This window comes from Rhodococcus sp. NPDC058532, assembly GCF_042719255.1.
In the GTDB taxonomy this organism is placed as follows: Bacteria; Actinomycetota; Actinomycetes; order Mycobacteriales; family Mycobacteriaceae; genus Rhodococcus_G.
In genome coordinates this window covers 179,212-202,682 of record NZ_JBHXNU010000008.1, presented here as the reverse complement: position 1 = coordinate 202,682, position 23,471 = coordinate 179,212, and the positions used below count along the sequence as shown (strand labels likewise).

At 69.1% G+C, this 23,471-nt stretch carries 27 protein-coding genes; 15 read left to right on the top strand and 12 right to left on the bottom strand.

What is annotated here, in order from left to right; all coding sequences use genetic code 11:
• Nucleotides 1-111 precede the first annotated feature (111 nt).
• The gene (locus ACFWQG_RS12515; protein WP_378507930.1) at nt 112-477 is read left to right on the top strand and encodes an Rv2175c family DNA-binding protein; all 366 of its coding nucleotides are present in this window, start codon (nt 112-114) and stop codon (nt 475-477) included.
• Between the two features lie 53 nt (nt 478-530).
• Nucleotides 531-1,418: an SDR family oxidoreductase gene (locus ACFWQG_RS12510; protein ID WP_378507929.1), complete on the top strand. Its 888-nt coding sequence runs from the start codon at nt 531-533 to the stop codon at nt 1,416-1,418.
• Between the two features lie 18 nt (nt 1,419-1,436).
• Here ACFWQG_RS12510 and ACFWQG_RS12505 read toward each other — a convergent pair whose 3' ends face one another.
• The 4 genes from ACFWQG_RS12505 to ACFWQG_RS12490 all read right to left on the bottom strand — a co-directional run bounded on the left by ACFWQG_RS12505 (nt 1,437) and on the right by ACFWQG_RS12490 (nt 6,703).
• Entirely contained in the window at nt 1,437-2,345 is a 909-nt protein-coding gene (locus ACFWQG_RS12505) for a phytoene/squalene synthase family protein (protein ID WP_378507964.1), read from the bottom strand.
• Between the two features lie 11 nt (nt 2,346-2,356).
• On the bottom strand, nt 2,357-3,910 hold the full coding sequence (locus ACFWQG_RS12500) for an alpha-(1->6)-mannopyranosyltransferase A (protein WP_378507928.1): 1,554 nt from the start codon (nt 3,908-3,910) through the stop codon (nt 2,357-2,359).
• 142 nt (nt 3,911-4,052) lie between these two features.
• Nucleotides 4,053-5,615 carry a phytoene desaturase family protein gene (crtI, locus tag ACFWQG_RS12495; RefSeq protein ID WP_378507927.1) on the bottom strand — a complete coding sequence of 521 codons (1,563 nt, stop codon included), beginning with the start codon at nt 5,613-5,615 and terminating at the stop codon, nt 4,053-4,055.
• A complete protein-coding gene (locus ACFWQG_RS12490) occupies nt 5,615-6,703 on the bottom strand; it encodes a polyprenyl synthetase family protein (protein WP_378507926.1) in 1,089 nt (362 codons plus the stop codon). Before ACFWQG_RS12490 ends, crtI begins: the two co-directional genes overlap by 1 nt.
• Before the next feature lie 59 nt (nt 6,704-6,762).
• On the opposite strand from ACFWQG_RS12490, the gene ACFWQG_RS12485 reads away from it, so the two are divergent.
• Nucleotides 6,763-7,740 carry a methylenetetrahydrofolate reductase gene (locus ACFWQG_RS12485; protein WP_378507925.1) on the top strand — a complete coding sequence of 326 codons (978 nt, stop codon included), beginning with the start codon at nt 6,763-6,765 and terminating at the stop codon, nt 7,738-7,740.
• A gap of 12 nt (nt 7,741-7,752) precedes the next feature.
• Here the strand turns inward: ACFWQG_RS12485 and ACFWQG_RS12480 are convergent, their stop codons facing one another.
• Nucleotides 7,753-8,223 (bottom strand): MarR family winged helix-turn-helix transcriptional regulator, encoded by a 471-nt coding sequence (locus ACFWQG_RS12480; protein ID WP_378507924.1) that lies wholly within the window; start codon nt 8,221-8,223, stop codon nt 7,753-7,755.
• Nucleotides 8,224-8,276: 53 nt separating this feature from the next.
• Between ACFWQG_RS12480 and ACFWQG_RS12475 the strand changes: the two genes are divergently transcribed.
• Nucleotides 8,277-9,110 carry an alpha/beta fold hydrolase gene (locus ACFWQG_RS12475; RefSeq protein WP_378507923.1) on the top strand — a complete coding sequence of 278 codons (834 nt, stop codon included), beginning with the start codon at nt 8,277-8,279 and terminating at the stop codon, nt 9,108-9,110.
• Between the two features lie 80 nt (nt 9,111-9,190).
• Here ACFWQG_RS12475 and zapE read toward each other — a convergent pair whose 3' ends face one another.
• Entirely contained in the window at nt 9,191-10,222 is a 1,032-nt protein-coding gene (zapE, locus tag ACFWQG_RS12470) for a cell division protein ZapE (RefSeq protein WP_378507922.1), read from the bottom strand.
• 98 nt (nt 10,223-10,320) lie between these two features.
• Between zapE and ACFWQG_RS12465 the strand changes: the two genes are divergently transcribed.
• The 3 genes from ACFWQG_RS12465 to ACFWQG_RS12455 all read left to right on the top strand — a co-directional run bounded on the left by ACFWQG_RS12465 (nt 10,321) and on the right by ACFWQG_RS12455 (nt 12,820).
• Nucleotides 10,321-10,899, top strand: coding sequence for a TetR/AcrR family transcriptional regulator (locus ACFWQG_RS12465; RefSeq protein WP_378507921.1), 579 nt, complete (start codon nt 10,321-10,323; stop codon nt 10,897-10,899).
• A 79-nt stretch (nt 10,900-10,978) separates the two neighbouring features.
• Nucleotides 10,979-12,382 carry an FAD-binding protein gene (locus tag ACFWQG_RS12460; RefSeq protein ID WP_378507920.1) on the top strand — a complete coding sequence of 468 codons (1,404 nt, stop codon included), beginning with the start codon at nt 10,979-10,981 and terminating at the stop codon, nt 12,380-12,382.
• A 27-nt stretch (nt 12,383-12,409) separates the two neighbouring features.
• Nucleotides 12,410-12,820 (top strand): hypothetical protein, encoded by a 411-nt coding sequence (locus ACFWQG_RS12455; RefSeq protein WP_378507919.1) that lies wholly within the window; start codon nt 12,410-12,412, stop codon nt 12,818-12,820.
• Nucleotides 12,821-12,855: 35 nt separating this feature from the next.
• On the opposite strand, the gene ACFWQG_RS12450 is transcribed toward ACFWQG_RS12455, so the two are convergent.
• Both ACFWQG_RS12450 and ACFWQG_RS12445 read right to left on the bottom strand, forming a co-directional pair.
• A complete protein-coding gene (locus ACFWQG_RS12450) occupies nt 12,856-14,301 on the bottom strand; it encodes a carotenoid oxygenase family protein (RefSeq protein ID WP_378507918.1) in 1,446 nt (481 codons plus the stop codon).
• A 147-nt stretch (nt 14,302-14,448) separates the two neighbouring features.
• Nucleotides 14,449-15,330, bottom strand: coding sequence for an alpha/beta fold hydrolase (locus ACFWQG_RS12445; protein ID WP_378507917.1), 882 nt, complete (start codon nt 15,328-15,330; stop codon nt 14,449-14,451).
• Between the two features lie 116 nt (nt 15,331-15,446).
• Here ACFWQG_RS12445 and ACFWQG_RS12440 point away from each other — a divergent pair, with 116 nt between their 5' ends.
• The 4 genes from ACFWQG_RS12440 to ACFWQG_RS12425 all read left to right on the top strand — a co-directional run bounded on the left by ACFWQG_RS12440 (nt 15,447) and on the right by ACFWQG_RS12425 (nt 17,275).
• Nucleotides 15,447-16,058, top strand: a complete 612-nt coding sequence (locus tag ACFWQG_RS12440; RefSeq protein ID WP_378507916.1) for a TetR family transcriptional regulator — start codon at nt 15,447-15,449, stop codon at nt 16,056-16,058.
• Between the two features lie 82 nt (nt 16,059-16,140).
• Nucleotides 16,141-16,332, top strand: coding sequence for a cold shock domain-containing protein (locus tag ACFWQG_RS12435; RefSeq protein ID WP_378507915.1), 192 nt, complete (start codon nt 16,141-16,143; stop codon nt 16,330-16,332).
• Nucleotides 16,332-16,907: a DUF2716 domain-containing protein gene (locus ACFWQG_RS12430; protein ID WP_378507914.1), complete on the top strand. Its 576-nt coding sequence runs from the start codon at nt 16,332-16,334 to the stop codon at nt 16,905-16,907. Before ACFWQG_RS12435 ends, ACFWQG_RS12430 begins: the two co-directional genes overlap by 1 nt.
• Before the next feature lie 50 nt (nt 16,908-16,957).
• Nucleotides 16,958-17,275, top strand: coding sequence for a hypothetical protein (locus ACFWQG_RS12425; protein ID WP_378507913.1), 318 nt, complete (start codon nt 16,958-16,960; stop codon nt 17,273-17,275).
• Between the two features lie 66 nt (nt 17,276-17,341).
• On the opposite strand, the gene ACFWQG_RS12420 is transcribed toward ACFWQG_RS12425, so the two are convergent.
• Nucleotides 17,342-18,103, bottom strand: coding sequence for an SDR family oxidoreductase (locus tag ACFWQG_RS12420; RefSeq protein WP_378507912.1), 762 nt, complete (start codon nt 18,101-18,103; stop codon nt 17,342-17,344).
• Nucleotides 18,104-18,158: 55 nt separating this feature from the next.
• Between ACFWQG_RS12420 and ACFWQG_RS12415 the strand changes: the two genes are divergently transcribed.
• Complete coding sequence (locus ACFWQG_RS12415) at nt 18,159-18,512, top strand: winged helix-turn-helix transcriptional regulator (protein ID WP_378507911.1); 354 nt, start codon at nt 18,159-18,161, stop codon at nt 18,510-18,512.
• A gap of 58 nt (nt 18,513-18,570) precedes the next feature.
• On the opposite strand, the gene ACFWQG_RS12410 is transcribed toward ACFWQG_RS12415, so the two are convergent.
• Nucleotides 18,571-19,182, bottom strand: coding sequence for a TetR/AcrR family transcriptional regulator (locus ACFWQG_RS12410; RefSeq protein ID WP_378507910.1), 612 nt, complete (start codon nt 19,180-19,182; stop codon nt 18,571-18,573).
• A 455-nt stretch (nt 19,183-19,637) separates the two neighbouring features.
• Nucleotides 19,638-20,057: a hypothetical protein gene (locus ACFWQG_RS12405; RefSeq protein ID WP_378507909.1), complete on the bottom strand. Its 420-nt coding sequence runs from the start codon at nt 20,055-20,057 to the stop codon at nt 19,638-19,640.
• A gap of 176 nt (nt 20,058-20,233) precedes the next feature.
• On the opposite strand from ACFWQG_RS12405, the gene msrA reads away from it, so the two are divergent.
• The gene (msrA, locus tag ACFWQG_RS12400; RefSeq protein ID WP_378507908.1) at nt 20,234-20,746 is read left to right on the top strand and encodes a peptide-methionine (S)-S-oxide reductase MsrA; all 513 of its coding nucleotides are present in this window, start codon (nt 20,234-20,236) and stop codon (nt 20,744-20,746) included.
• 192 nt (nt 20,747-20,938) lie between these two features.
• Nucleotides 20,939-21,790 carry an alpha/beta fold hydrolase gene (locus tag ACFWQG_RS12395; RefSeq protein WP_378507907.1) on the top strand — a complete coding sequence of 284 codons (852 nt, stop codon included), beginning with the start codon at nt 20,939-20,941 and terminating at the stop codon, nt 21,788-21,790.
• Here ACFWQG_RS12395 and pip read toward each other — a convergent pair.
• Complete coding sequence (gene pip / locus ACFWQG_RS12390) at nt 21,783-22,778, bottom strand: prolyl aminopeptidase (protein ID WP_378507963.1); 996 nt, start codon at nt 22,776-22,778, stop codon at nt 21,783-21,785. The two genes, ACFWQG_RS12395 and pip, sit on opposite strands and share 8 nt — an antisense overlap.
• A 150-nt stretch (nt 22,779-22,928) precedes the next feature.
• Between pip and ACFWQG_RS12385 the strand changes: the two genes are divergently transcribed.
• Nucleotides 22,929-23,468 carry a hypothetical protein gene (locus tag ACFWQG_RS12385; RefSeq protein ID WP_378507906.1) on the top strand — a complete coding sequence of 180 codons (540 nt, stop codon included), beginning with the start codon at nt 22,929-22,931 and terminating at the stop codon, nt 23,466-23,468.
• Nucleotides 23,469-23,471: the final 3 nt, after the last annotated feature.

Below are 23,471 nucleotides of genomic sequence, written 5' to 3'. Positions count from 1 at the left end.
CGTTTCCTCGTCGTCACGATTGACCGCCACCGGAGCGGGCGGATCGCCATCGTCGGCATCGATGGTAGCCAGCGGCGGCGGCCGGTGGCCGCACCCGATACCGTTACCGGTGTGAGTGCCATTCCGTACACCGACGACGTCCTCGATCCCACCGTCTCGCTGCTGCAGTTGCCCGATGTGGCGAAGTGGCTCGGCATCGTCGTCACCAAGGTGCACCAGATGCTGCGCGACGGCGACCTCATCGCGGTGCGCCGCGACGGCATCGTCTCCGTGCCCGAGGCCTTCTTCGCGGACGGCGGTGTTGTTCGGCTGCTGCCCGGGCTGCTGATGGTGCTCCGCGACGGCGGCTACACCGACGCCGAGATCCTGCGCTGGCTGTTCACCGAGGACGAGACGCTGCCGGGGACGCCGATCGCTGCCATGCACACCGACGCGGCCCGTGAGGTGGTGCGCCGGGCGCAGGCCATGGCGTTCTGACACCGACCCGCGTTCACGACCGATCGGCGCCGCCGCCGACGTAGCCTGGGGTCATGACTGGTCCGGCGGGCAAGGCCGTGTTGATCACCGGTGGCGCGCGCGGGGTCGGTGCGGAGCTGGCCCGGCGGCTGCACCGCCGCGGCGCCCGCCTGATCCTCGCCGACCTCGACGAGGCGCCGCTGCACGACCTCGCCGCCGAGCTCGGGGACCGGGTCGTTGCCGTGGTCGCCGACGTCACCGACCTGCCGTCGATGGAGGCCGCGGTCGCGGTGGGCGTCGACGCGTTCGGCGGCATCGACATCGTGGTCGCCAACGCGGGGATCGCCAGCTACGGATCCGTCCTTGCGGTGGACCCGGCGGCGTTCCGGCGGGTCATCGACGTCAACGTCGTCGGCGTGTTTCACACCGTCCGCGCCGCCCTGCCGTCGATCATCGAGCGCCGGGGATACGTCCTGGTGGTGTCGTCGCTCGCCGCCTACACCTCGGCGCCGGGGCTGGCCGCGTATCACGCGTCGAAGGCGGGCGTGGAGTACTTCGCGAACACGCTGCGGCTTGAGGTCGCGCACCGCGGCGTCGATGTCGGGTCCGCGCACATGGCGTGGATCGACACCCCGCTGGTGCGGGACGCGAAGGCGGACCTCGGCGCGTTCCGGCGGATGCTCGACGCCCTCCCCGGCCCGCTCGGGTCGACCACATCGGTGCAGGCCTGCGGGGCACGGTTCGAGCGGGGCATCGACCGCCGCGCCACCCACATCGACGTCCCCGGCTGGGTCGGCGTGCTGCGCTGGCTGCGCCCGCTGGTGCGGACCCGGCTCGCCGAACGCGACCTGCGCAGGCTCACCCCGACCCTGCTGCCGGAGATGGACGCCGAGGTCGCCGCGCTGGGCAGGTCGGTCAGTGCCCGCACCCGCGCGCTCGGCGACGGGCACACCGCCGGGTAGCCGCGGGCGCGCCGCCGGTCAGAGCAGCGCGCGGGCCACGATCGCGGCCCGACGCCGCCGCGGCACCAGCGCCCGCCGGTCCAGCACCCGGTAGCCGCCGCGTTCGATCTCGTCGAGGATCGCCGCGTACAACTCGAACGCGGCGACCAGCCCCGGCCGCACCCGCGGGGCGAGCATCGCCAGCCCGGGCTCGGCGAGCCGGTACCAGTGCCGGTTGACGGCCACCAGATGCGCGAGGGCGCGCGCGATCCGCGGGTCCGATCGCCCCGACGCGCGGCAGGTCTGCAGCAGCGGCGCGTCAACGCCGAACGCGGCGAGCTCATCGGTCGGCAGGTACAGCCGCCCCCGGTCGAGGTCCTCGCCGACGTCGCGGAGGAAGTTCGTCAACTGGAACGCCTCGCCGAGGGCAGCCGCGGCCGGTTCGGCGTCGGCGCGGTCGGTGACGGTGCCGAGGATCGGCAGCATCTGCAGACCGATCGCGGCGGCGGACCCGCGCATGTAGCCGCGCAGCTCGGTCAGCGTCCGGTAGCTGGCACGGAACCCCGGAGCGCCGGGCACGTCCATCCGCATCGACGCGAGGAACACCGCGAAGTTGGCCGGGTCGATCCGGTACCGGCGGATGGTGTCGGCGACGGCGAGCACCACCGGCCGCGCACCCGCCGGCGATCCGGCCAGCGCACGGGTGAGTTCCGCCTCGACGGCGTCGATCTCGGCCAGGCAGTCGGCGGGTGGACGTCCCGCCAGCGCGTCGACGTCGACGATGTCGTCGACGGTGCGCGCGAAGCCGTACAGCGCGTGCACCGCAGGCCGGTCCCGGCGCGGCAGCAGGCGGGTCGCGAGGTGGTAGCTCCTGCCGTGTTCCGCGCTGAGCCGTCGGCAGTGGCGGTAGGCCGCGGCGAGGTCGCCGTCGCGCGGCGGGACGGACACGGTGGTCACGGTCAGTCGTGGGCCGCGGTGGCCAGCGGCGCCGCGGCGGGCGCACGCCCGGACCGCAGCCGCAGCGGGTCCACGGTGACCAGCGACCGCGCCGCGACGACCGCGGCGAACGTCGCGAGCAGCACGTGCGGCAGCGAGTACAGGCCGATCGACCCGTCCGGATTGAACATCAGCATCAGCCAGGTGGACAGGCCGACGAGCACCATCAGCGTCGTCGTCGACATCGCGAAACCGGCGGCGATCGCCAGCGGCCACGAGTAGTACCAGGGCAGCGCGGCGGGGGAGAGCAGCACGATCACGACCAGCGCGACGAGGATGCCGAGCACCGCCTGTCGCGGCGTTCTGCGGAACCGCCACCACACGGCGACCAGCGCGACGACCATCACCAGCGCGGAGACCGCGCGGGTGACCTCGAGCACCGGGCCGAGCCGCAGCCCGGTGAACCAGGACGTGGTGACCGTGATGACGTGCGCGACGATCGTCGGCACCGACAGCCAGTTGATGATCTTCGCCGACCCCTGCAGCGCGGTCAGCCAGCCCAGACCCACCCCGGCGACCGCGGAGCACACCGCGAACACCGCGACGAAGACCCCGAACCCGGCGCCGGCGGTGCGGGCGAACGACGCGAGCGGTGCCGGGGCGGGCCTGCCCTCGGCCTCGGCGCGTTCGCGTTCGTGGATCATCCAGATCCACACCACGAACGGCAGCGCGATCCCGGCCATCGCCTTCACCGCGACGCCGAGCGCGATCACCGCGATGCCCGCGAGATGCTTGCGGTCCAGCGCGAGGGTGATGCCCGCGACCATCAACCCGACCATCAGCAGCTCGTTGTGGACGCCGCCGACCAGGTGGATCAGCACCAGCGGGTTCAGGACGGCCAGCCACAGCGCGGTCGCCGGGTCGCCGCCGAGCTGGCGGGCCAGCCGCGGCAACGCCCACATCATCAGCGCGAGGCCGGGCAGCATCGTCAGCCGCAGCAGCATCGTCCCGGCGATCACGTTGTCGCCGCTGATCGCGGTGATGCCCTGCCCGAGCAGCAGCGAGACCGGACCGTATGGCGCGGTGGTCGTGGTCCACACGTTGCTGACGTTGTCGAGCAGCAGGCCGGGGTTGGCGACCGGGCCGACGGCGTACGGGTCGAACCCGTCGCGCAGCAGCGCGCCCTGCGCGAGGTAGGAGTAGGCGTCGCGACTGAACAGCGGCACCGACAGCAGCAGCGGCGCGGTCTGCGCGGCGATCACCCAGCGCAGCTCGCCGACCTCGACGAGCCCGGCGCGCACGTTCCTGCCGATCCGCACCCACGCCGCGACCATCAGCAGCACGCCGATCCACACGATGATCGTGGACAGGATGAAGCCGTGCCCAAACCGCAGCCACGACAGGTACATCGCCTCGAGCAACGGGTCGCTGCGGCGGACGGCGCCGGAACCGAAACCGCCGAACAGGATCATGATCGCGCCGAGGACGCCGAGGACGGTGGCATGACCGGCGTCGCTGCGCAGGAACGCGGCGACCGACCGCGGACGCGCGCCGGGCACGGGGGTGGGGGACGGCATCGGTTGCGGGTCCTCCCCTGATCGTGTGATGACGCTGCGGTGGCCCGGTCGGGTCACCGCGGCGGCGCGGTGGACCGGTGTCGGCGACCCAGTTTAGTGGTTCCGGCCGCGGACCCGGGCAACGAGCCCGCGGTGATGCTGTTCACCTGCCGTTCGCCGCCCGGACGGGCGCCCGGCCGAGGACCCGTTCGGCGGCGAGCCTGCCGGACAGCAGCACCGTCGGCACCCCCACCCCCGGGGTGGTCCCGGACCCGGCGAGGACCACGTTCTCGGCGCCGGTATCGAGGTTGCCGCGCCGGAACGGCCCGGTCTGCACGAACAGGTGCGCGGGACCGAACGGCGACCCGTCCGCCATTCCGCGGGCCGCCCAGGTGTGCGGTGTGTCGACGACGTCGACCCGGAAGTGGTCGACGATGCCGCGGTAGCCGCGCCGCTCCAGCACCGTGAGCAGCTCCCGGACGTACGGGTCGCCGAGCGCGGGCCAGTCCAGCGGCGCGCTGCGCAGGTTCGGGCACGGCGCCAGCACCGACAGCGGCTCGTGGTCGATACCGTCGCGGACCAGCCGCAGCCCCGGGTCGGTGCACGCGGGCCGGGTCAGCAGCAGCGACGGATCGCTCATCAGCCTGCCCCGCCCGCGGCGCGCGGTGATCTCGGTGAAGGTGCGGTCCCATGCGGCGCCGAAGTCGATGGTGTGGTGGCCGCTGTCGGCCCAGGTCCGCGTCACCGACGTCGGGATGGTGCCGTGCGCGACGACCGCCGACGGCGAGTGCCGCACCGGGCGGCGGGGGAGGCGGCGCCGCGGCAGCAGCGCCTCACCGGATCCGAGGTCGGCGGTGACCACGACGACGTCGGCGTCGATCACGGCGCCGTCCGCGGTCCGCACCGCCGTGGCGCGGCCGCCGTCGTGGTCGATGCCGGTGACCTCGACGGCGAGGCGCACCGTCCCGCCCGCCGCGGTGAGCGCCGCCGCCATCGTCTCCGCGACCCGGTGCATCCCACCGTCCGGGAACCACACCCCCATCGAGGTGTCCATGTGCGCGATCGCGCCGTACACCCCGAGCGCCCGCGCAGGCGCGACCCCGGCGTACAGCGCCTGGAACGTGAAGATCCGCTGCAGCCGCGGGTCGTTGACGTGGTGCGCGACCGCGGGGCCGAGCCTGCCGAATCCGCCGTTGCGCAGCAGCGTCCACAGGTCGCGGCGCGCGGCGCCGGTGCGGACCAGGTCGAGCGGGGAGTCGAAGTTGGCGTCCATGAAGCTGTCGAAGTCGGCGGTGAAGATCGTCGCCAGCCACTCCCGCAGCCTGCGGTACCGGACGGCCTCCTCCGGGCCAGCGACGCGGGTGATCTCGGCGGCCATCGCGTCCGGGTCGGCGAACACGCGGAGCGCGGTGCCGTCCGCGAACCGGGCGTGATACGACGGGTCCAGTCGGCGCAGGCGCAGCGGCGGGGTGAGCGTCTCGGCCCGCGCGCCGACCGCCGCGAGGGCGTCGTCCACCAGTTCCGGCATCGTGAGCACCGTCGCGCCGTTGTCGATCTGGTATCCCGGTCCGGCATGGACGCCGACCCGGCCGCCGACCGTGGTGTCCCGTTCCAGGACGGTCACCTGGCGGCCGGCGCCGCGCAGGTGCAGCGCGGCCGCCAACCCGGACAGCCCCGCGCCGATCACCACCACCCGGTCCGTCGGCCCGGGCACCGCGCGCACCATCAGGCGCTGCGGCGGCCCACCGCGACCGCCATCTCCCGCAGGCGGGTCTTGCCGTCGGCCGTCGCCGACGACGCGTCCAGCGCACGCAGCCCGGTCGCGGTCAGGTCGTCGATCCTGGCCTGCACGGCCGCGACGGCCCCGAGGTCGGTGATCACCTGACGCATCCGGTGCACCTGGTCGTCGTTGAGGTCGGCGCCGATGCCGCGCCGCAGAAAGTCTGCGGTGCCGGGGTCGGATGCGTCCGCCCGCACCAGCGCCTCCGCGAACAGCACCGTCCGCTTGCCCTCCCGCAGGTCGTCGCCGGACGGCTTGCCGGTGACCTCGGGGTCGCCGAATACCCCGAGCAGGTCGTCTTGCAACTGGAACGCGATCCCGATGTCGGTGCCGAACTCGCGGTACGCGGCGACCAGCGCGTCGTCGGCCCCGGCGAGCGCGGCACCGAGGTGCAGGGGACGTTCGATGGTGTAGGCGGCGGTCTTGTACCGGTTGATGCGCAGGGCCGCCGCCACCGACTCGTCGCCGGTCACCTCGGTGGTCACGTCGAGGTACTGGCCGCCGAGCACCTCGGTGCGCATCGCCGACCACACCGTCGCGATCCGGGCCTGCGCGGCGGCGTCGACGCCGGACTCGCGGATCAGGTCGTCCGCCCAGGCCAGCGCCAGGTCGCCGAGCAGGATCGCGACGGACTCCCCGTACTTCGCGGGGTCGCCCGCCCAGCCGCCCGCCCGGTGCCGGTTCGCGAACTCCACGTGCAGGGTGGGGAAGCCGCGGCGGGTCGCGGACGAGTCGATGATGTCGTCGTGCACCAGCGCGCACGCCTGCACCAGTTCCAGGGCCGAGCAGACCCGCAGCACCGCGTCCGCCTCCGGTCCGTCGGGGTCGCCGCCCGCGCCGAGCCAGCCGGTCCACGCGAACGCCGGGCGCACCCGCTTGCCGCCGCGCAGCACGAACGCCTCGAGCGCGGCCGCGGCGTCGGAGTAGGTGCCGCCGACACCGTCGGTGACGGTGCGCCGGGAGGCGAAGAAGGTGCGCAGCACCGACTCGACGGCCGCCGGGAGTGAGGTGGTCGAGTCGGGAGGGGTGCTCATGACCGCCACCCTATCGGTCACAGGTGAAGGCACCGGCGGGGCGCTGAGCTCCCGCCCCTATGATTGGAGCCGTGACTTTTGATGCCGTCAGGGGGCGGGCCAGCGAGGGATGGGTGACACACACCCCGTCGATCGTCGACCGCATCGGCGCCGCGGGCGGCCGAATCCCGTTCTCCGTCGAGTTCTCCCCGCCGCGCGACGCCGACGCGGAGGCGCGGCTGTGGCGGGCGGTCCGCGAGTTCGAGCGGATGGGCCCGGCGTTCGTGTCGATGACCTACGGTGCGGGCGGCTCCACTCGCGACCGCACCGTCCGCGTCACCGGCGAACTGGCGGAGGAGACCACGCTGCTCCCGGTGGCGCACCTGACCGCGGTCGGGCACAGCGTCGACGAGCTGCGCACCATGTGCGGCGCGTACGCGGACCGCGGCATCAGCAACATCCTGGTCCTGCGCGGGGACCCGCCGGGGGACCCGCTCGGTGAGTGGGTCAAGCACCCCGACGGCGTCGAGTACGCCGAGGACCTGGTCCGGTTGGTGCGCGACATGGGCGACTTCCACGTCGGTGTTGCGTCGTTCCCGGAGGGGCACTACCGCGCCCCGGACCTCGACCACGACACCCGGTACCTGGTGCAGAAGCTGCGGTCGGGCGCCGAGTACTCGATCACCCAGATGTTCTTCGAGGTCGACGACTACCTGCGGCTGCGGGATCGGGTCGCGAAGTTCGACGCCGAGCAGGCGGCGAAGCCGATCATCCCGGAGATCATGCCGATCACGTCGCTGCGGTCGGCGCGTCGCAGCCTTGAGTTGTCCGGGTCGAAACTGCCTGCGGCACTGGAGGAGCGGCTGACGAGGGCCGCTGGCGATGGGCCGGAGGAGAACCGGGCCGCGGTGCGGGAGGTCGGTATCGAGGTGGCGACGGAGCTCGCCGAGCGGCTGATCTCCGAGGGCGCCCCGTGCCTGCACTTCATCACCCTGAACTTCGCGCGGGCCACCCGTGAGGTGCTCACCAACCTGGGGCTCGCGAGCCACGCCGCGTAGCCGGGCGGCGGCTCAGCCGCCGCGACCTACACCGGCGTCCCGTGCATCGGCCGGGCCGTGTGGTGTGCGGGGGAGTGCGCGGAGGAGGTGGGTGAGGATGTCGCCGACGTCGGCGACCTCACGGTCGGGGAGCTGCCCGAAAAGCTGGTGAGCCCAGGCTTCGCGGAGCGTGGCGATTTTCTCGCCGATGGCGGCACCCTCGGTGGTCAGGGTCAACCGCTTGGCTCGGCCGTCGTCGGGGTCGGGTTCGCGAGTGATGAGCCGCTTCTCCTCAAGTGTCTCGGCGACCTGGGTCATGCGCCTGGGTGACGACTCGAGGTGATCGGCGACCACGCTCGGCCGGAGCGGTCCGTGTTCCCGCAGACAGGTGATTGCCCGCGCTTCGGTGGCGGTGACGCCGAGCATGGCGCTGCCCTGGTCGGCTGCGGCCGTCATGCGCATGCCCAGGATGGTCAAGAGGTCGAGTACGTCAGTGCGGTTCATGTCGTTTCCTAGATAATTTCCATTAGTAAGTATACGGTTTCTGGGTGCCTAGTATGTCGCTACCCACTCACGACCTGTTCTACGAGGAACGCGGAATCGGTTCTCCGGTACTGCTGCTCGGTGGTTCCGGGGAGCCGATGATCGCCTGGGAGTTCAGCGGCCTGATCGACGCTCTTGTCGCGGTCGGGCACCGGGTGATCTGGTTCGCCGCGCGCGGAGTGCAGCCGTCGGGATGCCCCCCGCTGCCCTGGTCGCTGGACGCGATGGCCGACGACGCGCTGCAGCTGCTCGACCACCTGGAGATTGCGCGGGCCACCGTCATCGGCTACTCGCTCGGCGGCTTCACCGCGGAACGAATGGCCCGCCGCGCACCGGCCAGGATCGATGGTGCGGTGCTGATGGCCAGTGCAGGCGGGGCCGACGGCACTATCCGCAATGCCGTCATCGACGCCGAGAACGCCTTCGCCGAACGTGCCGGGGAAGTTCCCCGGCCCTTCAGTCGCCTGATGACGTTGCTGACGGCGCTCGGCGGGGCCGAGCTGGCCGACTCCGAGAAGGTCGCCCAGTGGTGGAAGCTCCTGGCTCATCAGGGGGATCAGTGGGCGCCGCCGCATGGCGAGGTGGGTCAGGCGCAGGTGGCGTTGGACTGGAAGGACGCCGGTGGAACGGTCGGCGCACCGTGGCCAGCCGAGGTGCGGGCGGCGCTGGTCTACTTCGACCACGATCCGCTCTTCCCCGCCCACGAGTCGACCGCTACTGCACGACATTTGGGCGCGAACACCGAGATCGTGACGGTAGCGAACGCGGGTCATGCCGGGCTGCTGACCCGGCCCGACGAGACGGTCGCGGCGTTGAGTGGGTTGCTGGCCCGGTGGCGCACCGGGTAGGCCGCATGTGTCGGGTCCGCTGCCGGTGCTTCCGGCTATTCCTCTGCCATATCCCGTAGTGTCCGGCCGCCGGCCGATTCTTACGGTCGCCTCGAAATTGTGGTTGCCCGCGCCTGCCGACATCCGTCGACCGGCTCCGGTTCTGCCGCGTCGAGCTCGACGCGGCGAAGCTGCCCGAGCCGGCTGGTGATTCGTTCGATGTCGGCGGGCAGTTGTGCGCCGCCAGTGAGGGCCCGTAGGGGCGTCGTGGCGAGGAACGCGGCGGTGACGTCGCGGTCGTACAGCACGTCGACGACATTGGCGAACCGCTGTGTCGGCTCCCGTCCCGCCGAGCGCAGGTCCGGCACGCCGCCAATCACCCACCGGCGCCAGTCCCGGGTCAGCGCGAGGTAATCGGAGGGGGCGGTGGCTTTCTCGCACAGTTCGGCGAAGTCGATCCACAACCAGCCGTCCGCCGCGCGGCGGACCCGCATCGGGTGCCCGGCCGGCGTGAGGGTCGTGTGCTCATCCGGTCCCGGCGCGTGCAGCCCGAGGTGTTCGACCTGCTCGGGGGTGCCGGGGTGGAGCCACCACCCGGCGGCAAACCCCACGTCGTGGCCGGCGGTGATCCGGTAGTCGACGGGTCCGTCGACGGCGATGATCGTCAGGTTGCGCTCGAGCACCTCAATGGTGGGAACGAAGTCGTCATGGAAGAGGGGATTGGGCAGCAACTCCCGGGGCGGGTAGTTCGAGGTTACAACGATCCGGATCTCCCGGCGGAGGAGCGCGGGAAGCAGGCGGCCGAGGAACCTGCCGTCGGCGGGGTCGTGGACGTGGAACTCGTCGAAGCACACCACCTCCACCTCGCCGAGCAGATCCGCCAGGGCCGCGTCCAGGTCGTTGCGGTGCCTGCGAATGGCCAGGTGCAGGTCGCGGAAGAACTCGTGGAAGTGAATCCGCATCTTCCGATCGGTCGGCAGCGCGGCGAAGTACGCCGCCATCAACCAGCTCTTGCCCCGACCGACGGGGCCCCACAGGTACAGGTTCCGGTCGTCGGCGGCGAGGGCGGCCGCGGCACGTCGCTGCGCGTCATCGAGCGCGAAGCCCAATTCTGCTGCGGTCGACACAAACACGGATTCATCCACCCGGAGTGAACGGCGCGACTGGGGAGATTTGCGGGTCCAACGCATGCCGAAACTCTAGCAACGTAGAGTATTGAGAGGATGGAGACATGGCTCACCGTCGCTCCCGCCGAGATCTCATCTGCGAGGCCGCGCTCGACCTCGCCGCCGACGGCGGCAACCACGCGCTCACCCACCAGGGAATCGACGCGCGCCTCGGGCTCGCTCGCGGCTCGACCTCGTACTACTACCGGACCCGGCGCGCCCTGGTGTCGGCCGCGATCACGCGCCTGGCGACCCGATCCCGCGAGCACTTCGCCGATGCCGCCTCGTCGGATCCGCCGCGGACAACCGAGGAGGCGGGGCGGGTCATCGCGGACCACCTCGAGACGCTGCTGGTCGACCGTCGCAGGGACGTGCTGGCCCGGTACGCGCTCGCCGTCGACGCCGCGGGTGACGAGGAGCTCCGCGCGGGGCTGGCGTCGTGCCTGTTCTCGCTTCCCGCGGCGACGGCACTCATGGGCGCCCTCGGGGCACGCGATCCGGCGGTCGCAGCGCGCGACCTGATCAGCCTGCTCGAGGGACTGGTATTCGACTGCACCTTCGGGGCCCGTGCCCTCGCCCCCTGCGTCGATGACCGCCGCGCGACGATCCGGCTGTGGCTGGACACGCTCGTCGCGAGCCGGTGACGATCGCCAACGCGGGCCCGGCCAATCGAATCTCCGCCCCTCGCACCAGGTGTCCGATCCGGCCGCTCGATCCAGTGCGGTGACTAGTGTGGACCGAGTGACTGTGACGACCGAGCACAACTCCGTACGCCGTTCCCTGAGCGGGTGGGGTCGCTGTGCGGCGACACCGGCAGATGTGCTCGCCACCCCGGACCTCGATGTGATCGCCCGTGCAGTGCGTACCGTGGGTCCGCGCGGTGTCATCGCCCGCGGTCTCGGTCGCAGCTACGGTGACCCCGCGCAGAACGCGGGCGGACTCGTGGTGGACATGACCGCCCTCGACCGCATTCACCGCATCGACCCGGACTCGGGCATCGTCGACGTCGACGCCGGAGTCAGCCTCGACACCCTGATGCGTGCCGTTCTGCCCCACGGACTCTGGGTTCCTGTGCTGCCCGGGACCAGGCAGGTCACGATCGGCGGTGCGATCGGTGCCGACATCCACGGCAAGAACCACCACTCGCACGGCAGCTTCGGCAACCATGTCGACGAACTCGACCTGCTCACCGCCGACGGAACGATCCGCACCCTCACCCCCTCGGGGGATGACCGCGACCTGTTCTGGGCCACGATCGGCGGAATGGGCCTGACCGGCATCGTCGTTCGCGCGCGAGTGCGGATGAAGCACACCGAGACCGCGTACTTCATCGCCGACCACGACCGCACCGCGAACCTCGACGAAACGATGGAACTGCTGACCGGCGGCTCCGACGAGGGATACGACTACTCGATGTCGGTGCCCGACACGATCTCCACCGGCCCGAAGTTGGGGCGCGCCGGCTTCACCCGCGGCTCGCTCGCGACCCTGGACCAGCTCCCGCCGAAGCTTCGCCGGGACCCGTTGCGATTCAACGCCCCACAGCTGTTCACCGTCCCGGACCTCTTTCCGAGCGGGATGGTCAACAGGGTCACCACGCGCATCGCGGCGGAGGCCGCGTATCGGATGTACCCCCGCCATGGCCGGGGCGCGATCCAGAACCTGACGCAGTTCTACCATCCACTGGATCTGCTCGGGGAGTGGAACCGGGCATACGGCCCGGGCGGTTTTCTGCAGTACCAGTTCTCGGTGCCGTTCGGTGCAGAGGCCCAGTTCGCCGACATCATCCGAATGATCGCCGAGTCCGGACATCGCTCGTTCCTCAACGTGTTCAAGCGTATGGGTGACGGCAACCCGGCCCCGCTGTCCTGGCCGCGGCCGGGCTACATGCTCAGTCTCGACTTCCCGACCCGCGACGGACTGGGCAGGTTGTGCGACGAACTCGACGATCGGGTCCTCGACCTCGGCGGCAGGCTCTACTTCGCCAAGGACTCCCGCAGCACTCCCGACCGCATCGCCCGCATGTATCCGCGACTCGACGAATGGCGGGCGATCAGGGACCGCATCGACCCCGGCCGGGTGTTCGTCTCCGACCTCGCGCGCAGGCTCCGGCTGGTCTCCGGGTAGCCGATCCATTGTGGCAAGCTGGCGGCCATGACGGCACCGGGGATACATCAGCAGGACGATTCGGCCGAGCGGGTGGTGTCCCACGTCATCGGCGTCGGACGAATCGTGTGGGGCGTCACCACCGCAATCGCGTCGAGGCAGGTCTACACCGCGTTGGGCATGTCCTACCCCGGCAGTGATCGGGGCGTGTGGATCAAGGCATTTGGTGTGCGCGACATCGTGTTGGGTGCAGCCGCGTTGCATCCGGATGCCACGGTGCGTCGGGCGAACCTGCGTGCCGGGATCGCGATGGATCTGATCGACGCTGTCGTGGTTGCCGACGCCGCGCGCCGCGGACTGCCTCGGAAGGCCGCGCTGGTCGGTATTGCGCTCGCCGGGGGGACGGCCGCATTCGCGGCCGTCGGTCCCCGGCTGGTCAATGCTCGACGCCGGTGGTAGTTCCCTGCGTTGTCGGACCACGAGGCATGGATTCCTCAGTGCGGTTCCTGGATCCAGTTGCCGTGGAAGCCGGCCGGAATGCGTTGAGGTAGACGCACAGTTGCCACATCCTCAAGGCTCTGGGCATCGAGAATCCGCAAGTCAGTGACGTTCTCGGCCAGGTCGGTCACGAGACCCATCACGATGCCGTCGCCCTCCGGCGCCGAGGGCGAGGACGGGACGAAACTGAATTCACCAACCGCAGAATGGCTACCGAAGTCGCGCTGTACGGCGATCCCGGCAGCGGTGTTCGTTCGGAACAGTCGGTGTTCCCCGGACACATCATCCGTGCCGCCCACGGCCCAGCCGTGCTGGAAGGCGCTCGCGGCGCACCGGTCGTCGATTCGTGGGAACTCCATGTGTTCCTCTGCGAGGCGGTCACGCCGGAGAGACCCGGTCCGTTGATCGATCTGCCACCGTTCCAGCCGCGGCAGCCCCTCGGTTGGGCCTAGGGGGTCGGCGTCGAAGACTCTGTCGTGAACTACCAGGTCGATTGCCAGCCCACGATCGTCATTGTGGGCGTTCATCGGGTGGAACACGTAGCAGGGCTGGTCGAGTTCTACCCAGGTGACCGTCGTCGGATCCTGCGACGATCGCGGCAGCAGACCGACTCGTGCGGGATAGTTTCGGTTCCATCGATAGGGGAAGCGCCCAGCGGGTATTCGCGGCATCCGGTTCATCATCACCGGGGGAACACGCACGTTGCCGACGATCGCACTCAGCGCCAGCTGGGCAAGCGGACGCAGCGGGCGGGGCACACCAACCTGGGCAGCCGACCGCGGATCGAACGTGACGGGTAGGTCGTACAGCACAACGTAGTCCCGAGTCAGCGAGAATGCGTGCATCATGGGGCTGCCCTGGACCGGGACCGCCATCTTGCATCGAAGGCGGCCATCTGGACCGATCACGGTGTACTGCACGGTGTTTCCGCGCCCGAAGTGGTAGGAAACGGCGTGCAACTCTCCGGTGTCCGGATCGAGCACCGGGTGTCCGGTGTAGCCCCCGCGCACGGTTCCGTCGAAGTCGCAGACGTCGATTGTCTCGAGGTCGCTCGACAATTCTGCGCAGGCAGTTCCTCCTTCGACAAGTGCCAACGTCCGGCCCGCGAACCCGATTACGTTTGTGTTCGCAGAAGGGCCGTGGAGCGGCGACCTCCCGTGCTCGTCCGGGGCCGTCCGCTTCAACAGTCGCGAAGTCACTTCCGAGTCGACCCAGCGATTGCGGTACCAGAGTGCGTCACCATTACTCAACCGAATGCCGTGGACCATCCCGTCGCCGGTGAACCAGTTGTACTCGTCGGGTGAAACGTCGGCGACAGGATTCGGCCCATTCCGTAGGTACCGTCCGTCAAGCCAGTCGGGGATCACGCCTCGAACGTCGAGATTGTATTCGACCAGTTCCTGTCGAACCGGGGCGTACCGATCCGCGATGAAGTTTCCCATGTCGTCCTCCCCTGCCCACTTGGACCGAGATTGTCGCAGAGGCGCCTGGAGTGATGCATCACCTCGACCGTGTGCCGCGGCCCGATGCTCGCCGGACCGCCGCCGCGGGCAGGGGTGGCACCGGGCGGCACCACAACCACCGGTGATTCAGGATCGGATCGGGTCGTGACTGTCGGTGAAGGCCAGGAAGCGCGGAATGACCTGATCCGGGTTCGCCCACATCAGGTCGTGCCCGACGCCCGGGTAGATCTCGGTCTCGACCGACGGAATGGTGGCGTTGGCGCGGGCGGCGCCCGCTTCGGGATCGGCGACGACCGTGTCGGCGCCGAAGAGCACCAGCGTCGGCACCGCGATGGCGGCCAGTTGATCGTCGGTGAACGTGCGGTCCCACGGCATCGCCATCCGGTACTTCACGGCCGCCATCGCGACGGCGAACTCGTCGTCGGACATCTCGAAGCCGGGCATCAGCCACTTGTTGAGCTTGCGCATCCGCTCGGGGGTCGGTCGCATTCCCGCCGCCAGGAACTTCAGTAGCAGACCCCAACTCGGCTTGGCGAAGGTCGCGGCGCTCGGTTCGAGCATGGTCAGGCTCGCGAGACGGTCGGAGCGATACACCGCGACCGCCCCGGCCAGCCAGGCGCCAAGCGAGTTGCCCGCGAGGTGGACGCGATCCGCGCCGAGCCCGTCGACCACCTCCGCCATCCACGTCGCCACGTCCCGCGCGTCGCGCAGCGGCGCGGTCTGCACGCACCGGCCCGCCCACCCGATCACGTCCGGGGTGTACACGACGTGGTCGCGGGCCAGGTCCTCGATGAACCGAAACCACGCCAGCCCGTTACCGCCGATACCGGGCAGCAACACGATCGGCGTCCCCTCGCCGCTGCCCGACCTGCGCACCCGCGTCGTCCCGAACGATGTCTCAACATCGACGGTCGTCGACGGCACCGGCCACTTCGCGGCCGCGGTGTCGTAGGCGCGCAGGAACTCGTTCTTCGCGTTCTCGTTGGTGAATCGCCCGATCTTCGGCACGTTCCCTCCTTGCTGGCTTTGTTGATATGAACGTACCACGGTTATGGTTTGTTCGTACCATAACCGTGGTACGTGGAGCCATCGTCAGGTCGACGGCGGGGAAGGCGGACAGTCCGGTGCCACGATTGGCCGACCATGAAGCGCGGCGACGCCAGATCACCGACGCCGTCCGGCGCGTCATGGTCCGCGGCGGACTGGAGTCCGTCACCTTTCACACCGTCGCCGCGGAGGCGGGGATCTCGGTCCGGCTGGTCCAGTACTACTTCGGCACCAAGAGGGACTTCCTCCTGGCCACCCACCGCTCGGTGATGGAGGATGCCGGCGCCCGCTTCATGCAGAGCTGGACGGCGCTCGGCGCGGACGCCACCCCTCGCGAGGCGATCCGCGCCGTCCTCACCGAACTGCTTCCCCTCGACGACCGGCGCCGCGAGGAGGTGTACGTGCTCGGCGCCTTCGGGTGGGCGGCGATCACCGGCGCAGGCATCACCGCCGAGGAGACCTTCGCCGCGCCACGCGCATTGACCACGATCGTCGCCGACCAACTCCGGCGAGCCCGGCCTGCCGGAGCGCCGACTCAGGGGAACCCCGAGCTCGACGCCGAACTCGTGCTGATGGCAACCGGCGGACTCGCCCAGGGCATGCTGCAGGGGTACGGCACCCCGCAATCGGCGGTCGACCTCGTCGACCATCTCCTCGATCGAGTACTGGGGAGCGCCGCCGGCGCATAGACGCCCGACCGAGCGGGATTCGTTCCGGCTTCCGGCGTTTCGGGCCGTCATTGTGTGCCGAGGGCGTGAGATCGTCATGGTCGTGGAACTGACGAGGGGAACGGTGCGGGAGTGGCACGCCGAGCGGGGATGGGGCGTGCTGGACTCCCCGGCCACCCCCGGCGGATGCTGGGCCCACTACAGCAACATCGACGGGACCGGATTCCGCGCGTTGACCGTCGGCGCGACAGTCGATCTCGACTGGAGTTGGCGGAGCAGGAGGTTCCCCCACTGATGAGGCGCACGCTCGACTTCGGAAGCCCGCTGCCGCCCGGCTGGACCGAGTTGCGGGACCAAGATCGCTACTGGGATCTGTTCACCGACCGGTTCGGGTTCCGGCCGGGCGTCACCGCATCGTCCTGGCCGGCGATCGCCGAACCGACACCCTCCATCACGTTCGACCTCACGGCACCGGCGGAGATCGCGGGCGCCTGGTCGAGCCGATTCGACGCGGTGAACGCGGAGGCGCTGCGCTGCTTCGTCACCGAGTTCGCCGAGGATCCGACGTTCGTGGTGTTGGACTGGCAACACACCTGCTACCGGCTCGACGCGGCGGTCCACGCCTCGACCCGCGACACCGAGTGGCGGGTTCCCGTCTACCCCGACGGCGACTACTACATCTTCCTGCGCGACGACCTCAGCGAGGGGACGTTCGGACACCCCTGGGAGCAGACCCTGTGCGTGTACGGTGAGCGCCTACTCGGATCCCTTGCGCGCACCCTCGCGACGTGGCTGCCCGTCAAACGAGTCGACGGCAGGCCGCCGGATCTCGCGGCGCGCAACCGGTCTACACCTTCGGGCTCGCGGTAGCAGCTCTGCCTCCAGTGGGAACGGCGGTATTCGTCGGTACGCTCGCGGGCATGGGTGGGGACGCGTTGCTGTTGCTCGTCACGATCGGCCCGATAGTGCTGCTCGGGTGGGCCGCGATTCGTGCGAAGGACCGCGGCCTCGGGGGGTCGTTCGTCGGGCCGTTTCAGGAGATGTTCGATCCGGGTGCGGCGCGAGCCCAGATCGTCGTCGAGCAGATGGCGGAACTGCCGGACCCCTCGGATTCCGGCGATCCGGACACCGACGAGGACCTGCCCTACACTGTGGTGTACGAGGATGTTCGGCTGCACATCAAGCCGGGCCAGCAGCGACGGCGCGGCGGTGGCGGAGCCAGCAGTCGTGCCGAGTGAGCATCCATCGTGTAGCCCCGAACGCCGACCCCGACGCGGACAGCCGAGGGTGAGCTGAGGAAGCGGTCAGATGGCTGGCGTCGAGAGGTAGTCGAGTCCGCCGACGTAGACCGTATGTCCCGTGGCGTCGCTGCTGAGTGTGGCATCTGCGACTGCGCGGGCGAACTCCTCGACCGTGGGCAGTGGTCCGTGATGCCGGCGTGCCTCGACTGCGTCACTGTTCCGGCGTTCGAGTAGCCGCACGATGATCGTCCCGTCGATCATGTCGCCCGACACGACGATGAGCTCAACTCCGCGGTCGGAGAGCATCGGGATCATGCTCCGCAACGCGTCTTCCCCCGCTCGCTTGCTCTCGGCGATCGGTTCGTACTCAGCCGGCACGGGTTTGCGGCCATGAAAGTGCGCCTGATGACTGGTCACGAAGACGATCCGAGACCCGGACGGCATGAGCGGCAACGCCAACTGAACGAGCCTGACCTGCGCATCACGATTGATCCTCATCGGATAGTCCGGCCCCGCATTGAGTTCGAGCCCGCCGGACGCGTTCAGGACCAGCACGTCCAGGCGTCCGAACTCTTCCGCCACCTCGGCGATCAGCCGATTCGCTGCGGCTTCGTTGGACAGGTCGCCGCCGGCGACCGACGCCGTCCCTCCAGTGTGGGCAATGTCGTCGGCTAGCGCCTGCGCGCGCTTGAACTTCTCTCGATAGTTGATGATCACGTGGTCGCCGGCGGTCGCGAGTGCCCGTGCGGTCTCGGCGCCGATCCCTCGCGATGCTCCCGTGACCAGTGCGATCCGCCGACCGGTTGGGTCCACGACCTCGTTCATGACGCCCCCTCGCGCTCCAAACGCTTCTGATTTCGAACCACTATGATGGTTCGAAATGAGAAGCACAAGAGAACCGGAGCGGTCCCGACAGTTGAGTGAGCCCTCCGCACAACCGATACTCGCGGCGATGGAACTTCTTGGGCAGCGCTGGATCTTGCGGGCACTCTGGGAGCTCGAGCCCGGGCCGTTGGGCTTCCTGGAACTGCGCAGACGAATGGGAAACTGCTCGTCCAGCACGCTTTCGGAGCGACTGCAACAGCTGCAGAATGCCGGGATAGTCGAGAAGCGGGTCGACAAGACCTATGAGTTGAGCAGCGCGGGTATCGAGCTCGGTGCCGCCCTGCAGCAGGTCTGGGGCTGGTCCGAGCGTTGGTCGGCCCACCTGGTCACCTGCTCAGCCCTGGACTGAGGTTCCGTTCGACGATCGCTCACCCGGATCCTGACAAGGCCCTGTCTCAGAAGTGGTGTTAGGCAGCGATCAAGGAAGGCAACACTGTCGCGACGACTGAGGCGGTGAACTCTGCCATCGGTTCCTGCGGGTGCTCGGGACCGTAGAACTGCTCGAGGAAGGCCCGTAGATAGCAGGCGCCGGCGATGGACGATGCGGCCCCGTTGATCGGGGCGCCAGCAACGATGGTGCCGGTGCGTTGCTCGTTCTGAAGGAATCGGGCCACGGAGGCCGGGAGAAGCGCCGGGCCTGCCCCTTGTGCCATGACGGCGGTTCGGTGGCGGTCGAGGAGTTTGGCGTCGGAGAACAGGGACGCGCCGATCGCGAACGTCTGCCGATAGAACGCCGTGATCTGCTCGATCGTCGCTACCAACCTGCCCTCGAGGGTGTTGGCGTCGCCGGGGGTGCGATCGGTGCGGGTGAGGATGTCGACGGCGGGAACCCGCTCACGCAGCACGCTCAGAAATAGGTCGACTTTGTCGTCGAAGAGCTTGTAAATCATCGCCTCTGAGTAACCGGCGACCGCCGCGATCTCCTTGGTTGTTGCCCGGGCAAGCCCTCGGTCCCGCATGGTGCTGGCGGCTGCATCCAGGATCCGGTCGCGCGCGGTAGGTACTGCGTTGTCGGGCATGTCCCGACGGTAGCTTACGCTCTTGGTTAGTGAGTACCCACTAACCAAGGAGTCTGCATGCTGGTGATCGCGATCGACGTCCTCCTCGTTCTCTGCGTCCTCCTCACCACATGGTTCGTCGGATACGTGGTCTATCGCCTGGTGACGGACCAGTAGAGCCGGGATCGCCAGGCGCCTGCTCGATCGTCCCAGCGGCGGGATAGGCATCGCCAAACGCGGCCGCCATGAGACATTCGGAGTCGCGTGCCCAGTTCAATGGGCGACGGGGGCGCGAGCGGATATGTCTGACGCGCAGTAGGCACGGCTCGGCAAGCTTCCCGTCCGTCGCACCGCCGCCGTCCTCTTCGCCGCGATCGGTCTGTCGGGACTGCCTCACTCTGCCCCGCGAGTGAACTGAGGTGGGGCAGTCCCCATTCGTCATCCAGAAGAGGTGTCAGTCGCGCCGAGCATGCAGCCTAGGCCGCACGGCGCGCGGCGCCCCTCAGTCGGCGAGCCACCGGCTCGAGCAGGCCGATCGCGACCACGACCTGCCCCAGCATCAACGCGAGGGGCAGCGCAATGAGCTCCCATCCGGTGGAGGGAAACACCATCGCCCACACGATGATTCCGATAGCCAGGGCCCAGGTGAGTAGCTGCCCCACCGCCATCGCAGTGCCTGGCCAGCCGTGGCTGGCGCGCCGGACGAGAATTGCCACACCGGCCGCTGCTCCCACCAACGAAGCCAGCAGCCCGAGGATCGTCGGATATACGACCATCACCACGAACCGCTCGTCGAGATCGACTTGACCCTCGAGCGCTATGGCCAGCGCGGTGCACAGCCATATCGAGACGGTGCAGAGAACCGTGACGAACGAGGCGATTGTCAGGGTCTTCATCGGGGGAACCTAGCGCAGGCGAGTGCCGTTGATCGGCGAGGGGCGGTGTACGGGACAGGGCTCGGATAGGTTTGTGCGAGCGGGTATCTACGAATGCCAGGCCAGCAGCGAAGCCTGTCGAGGAAGCGAGGGGCGGGGTCGTGGACCTGTCTGGCATTGATCGGGGAGGAGTAGGGATGGCCGACGCGCGGAAGGCAATTCTGGCTGGCGGATGCTTCTGGGGCATGGAGGACTTGATCCGCAAGCAGTCGGGCGTGGTGTCACCGCGAGTCGGCTACACCGGAGGGCATAACGACCGTCCCACCTATCGCAATCATCCAGGTCACGCTGAGGCGGTGGAGATCACCTACGATCCCGCGCGAACCGATTATCGAGTTCTGCTCGAGTTCTTCTTTCAGATCCACGATCCCACGACGGAGAACCGTCAAGGCAACGACATCGGGACCGCATACCGTTCGGCGATCTTCTATCTCGACGACGATCAAAAGCGCATCGCCCTGGGCACGATTGTCGATGTGGACGACTCACGTCGATGGCCAGGCAAGGTCGTGACCGAGGTGACCCCGGCCAGCACATTCTGGGAAGCGGAGGACGAGCACCAGAACTATCTGCAGCACTACCCGGACGGGTACACCTGCCACTTTCCGAGACCGCACTGGAAGCTTCCGGACGGCCGAGCCAGCGCGTAGCCGCGACTCAGGTACCGAAATGCGAAGTGCCCTGACGTCGCTCATCCCGGTCAGTGCCAGCTGAGCCCTGCGTGCTCGTGTCGTGGGCAGGGCCGGCCGCGCTGGGTGTAGGTGGTGTACCAGGGGTCCGGGAGCGCCCAAGTCCTCTCCTACACGCGACCGGCAAACTGCAACGTGTTCTAGTGTCGTGGGATGGACGTGACATACGAGGGGACCAAGAGGGAGATCACCACCGACAAGGGGGTGCTGCGCTACCACGAAGCGGGCGAGGGGCCGCCGTTGCTGTTGCTGCACGGCTCCGGCATCGGGGTCAGCGGGTGGCGGAACTACCGGGGAAACCTGGAGGTGTTCGCCGAGCACTTCCACTGCTATGTCCTCGAATTCCCCGGATTCGGCGTGAGCGATCCCGTTGCTGGCCATCCGGTGCTGACCGCGGGGTCGTCGGTGATCCGCTTCATGGACGCACTCGGCATCGACTCCGCCGCGATGATCGGCAATTCGATGGGCGGAGTCGTCGGCGTCAACGTGGCCATGAAGCACCCCGAGCGGGTGAGCAAGCTCGTCACCATTGGCGGGGTGGGGCCGAACATCTTCAGCCAGAACCCGAGTGAGGGAACTCGTCTGCTGCAGGACTTCGCCGACGGACCGAGTCGCGAGAAGTTGGTCCGCTGGCTCGAGTGCATGGTGTACGACCGGTCCGTGGTCACCGAGGAGCGGATCGAGGAACGCTGGGAGACGGCCAACGATCCGGCATCGCACGCGACGTTGGCCGCGATGTACGGCTCCAAGGCTTTCGAGGCGCAGCAGCAGGCGATGGCCAGTTCCGGCCTACCGCCCTACTGGTCGATGATGGGCAAGGTGGCGTGCCCGACGCTGCTGACGTGGGGGCGCGATGACCGGCAGTGCCCGCCGGATATGCCGATGATCCCGATGCGGCTGATCCCGAACGCCGAGTTGCACGTCTTCCCGAACTGTGGGCACTGGGTGATGATCGAAGCCAAGGAGGGATTCGAGCGGGTCGCCCTCGAGTTCCTGCTCAGGTGAGCTGACATCGAACTGCCGGCCGGCCCGAGGCGGTGGGGTTCGTCCTCGCGAAAGAGTTGATCGCTTCGACGAACTCGCTGATGAAACTCCCCCCGCCGTGGCCGGCATCGTCGACGACGACGAGCCGGCTGCCGTCCCATCGGCGGGAAAGCTCCCATGCGGTGTCGAGCGGGCCGGACACGTCGTATCGGCCGTGCACGAGGACCGCGGGGATCCCGGCGAGCCGCGTCATGCCGTCGATCAGTTGGTTCTCGCGCAGGAAGTGATCGTTGCCCCAATAGTGGGTGACCAGGCGCGCGAACACCATCCGGAAGGCGGGGTCCTGGTACCTGCGGGATGGCGTCCATCCGGGAGCGAGCGAGATGTGGGTGTCCTCCCACGCGCACCAGCGTAGCGCTGCGTGCTCGCGAACAGCGGCGTCGGGATGGGCGAGCAGGCGCGCGTAGGCCGCGGCGAGGTTGCCTCCTCGCTCGCCCTCCGGGACCGGCTCGATAAACCGCTGCCACTCCCGTGGAAAGATGCGCCGCATGTCGCGGGTGATCCACTCGACTTCCATGCGTCTACCCGAGGTGATCGCACCGAACGCCATCCCGATCACCCGATCGGGATGCGCTTGCCCGTAGGCCAACCCGAGGCAGACGCCCCAGGACGCACCGGCGACGACCCATCTTTCGATTCCGAGGTGTTCTCGAAGACGCTCGATGTCGGCGATGAGATGACCGGTCGTGTTCGTGGAGAGGTCGGTGGCCGGATCGTCGGCACGGGGTGTGCTGCGCCCGCAGCCACGCTGGTCGAACAACACCGCACGAAACGCGGTCGGGTCGAAGAACCTGCGCATTCCCACGGTGCACCCGGATCCCGGACCTCCGTGGAGATAGAGGAGGGGAAGACCCGTCGAGATGCCGATGGTCTCCCAGTACACCGAGTTGCCGTCAGTCACCGCGAGGTGCCCCGAGTCGGACGGTTCGATCGCTGGGAACAGGTCCATTCGGCCGAGTCTGTCATGGCATGCGCACCGACCGAGTTCCCCGCGGCGTCCCGTTCGGTCAACGCCATCAATCCGGCCGGGGAGTGACCGCGCGAGTACGCTGGCACTGCACCAGGGTCGGGGTCCGGTCCACCGCGGGAGGCTCACGCCATGCGCCGTGTAGCAGTTCATCGTTCGTTCCTCGCCCGCGCCGCGGCGTCCGCGGCCGTGCTCGCGATCCCGCTGGGCTCGTCCGCCGCAGCGACAGCGGGCCCGCCGCCGGAAGCAGCACCGGCGACCACGGTGTTCCAGGTGCCGATCCGCTTCCTCACCGGATGCGTGGGCAGCATGTTCCCGTGCTTCACCCTGCCGCCGCCGACGACGGTGATACCGACCGCGACGCCTGGCGGATCGGGCGTCGTGACCTTCGCGGCGGAGCCTGCGGCGGACTGGTCCTACTGCTACGACATGACGGTGCATTGGCGGAACCTCACCACCGGCGCCGCGGGCTCCACGACCCTCCGGCTCGTGGAGCGGGACTACACCCGCGACCCGGAACCGGGGGACTGGTGCCGCTATGCCCCCGCGACCGCGTCCACCGGGAGCGGCACGGTCGCCGCGCTCGCCGACGTCGCCACCGTTGTCCCGTACGGTCCGTGGGGGTACAAGATCCTGGTCAACCCGGGTGCTGGCACCCTTCAGGTCCCCTGAGGG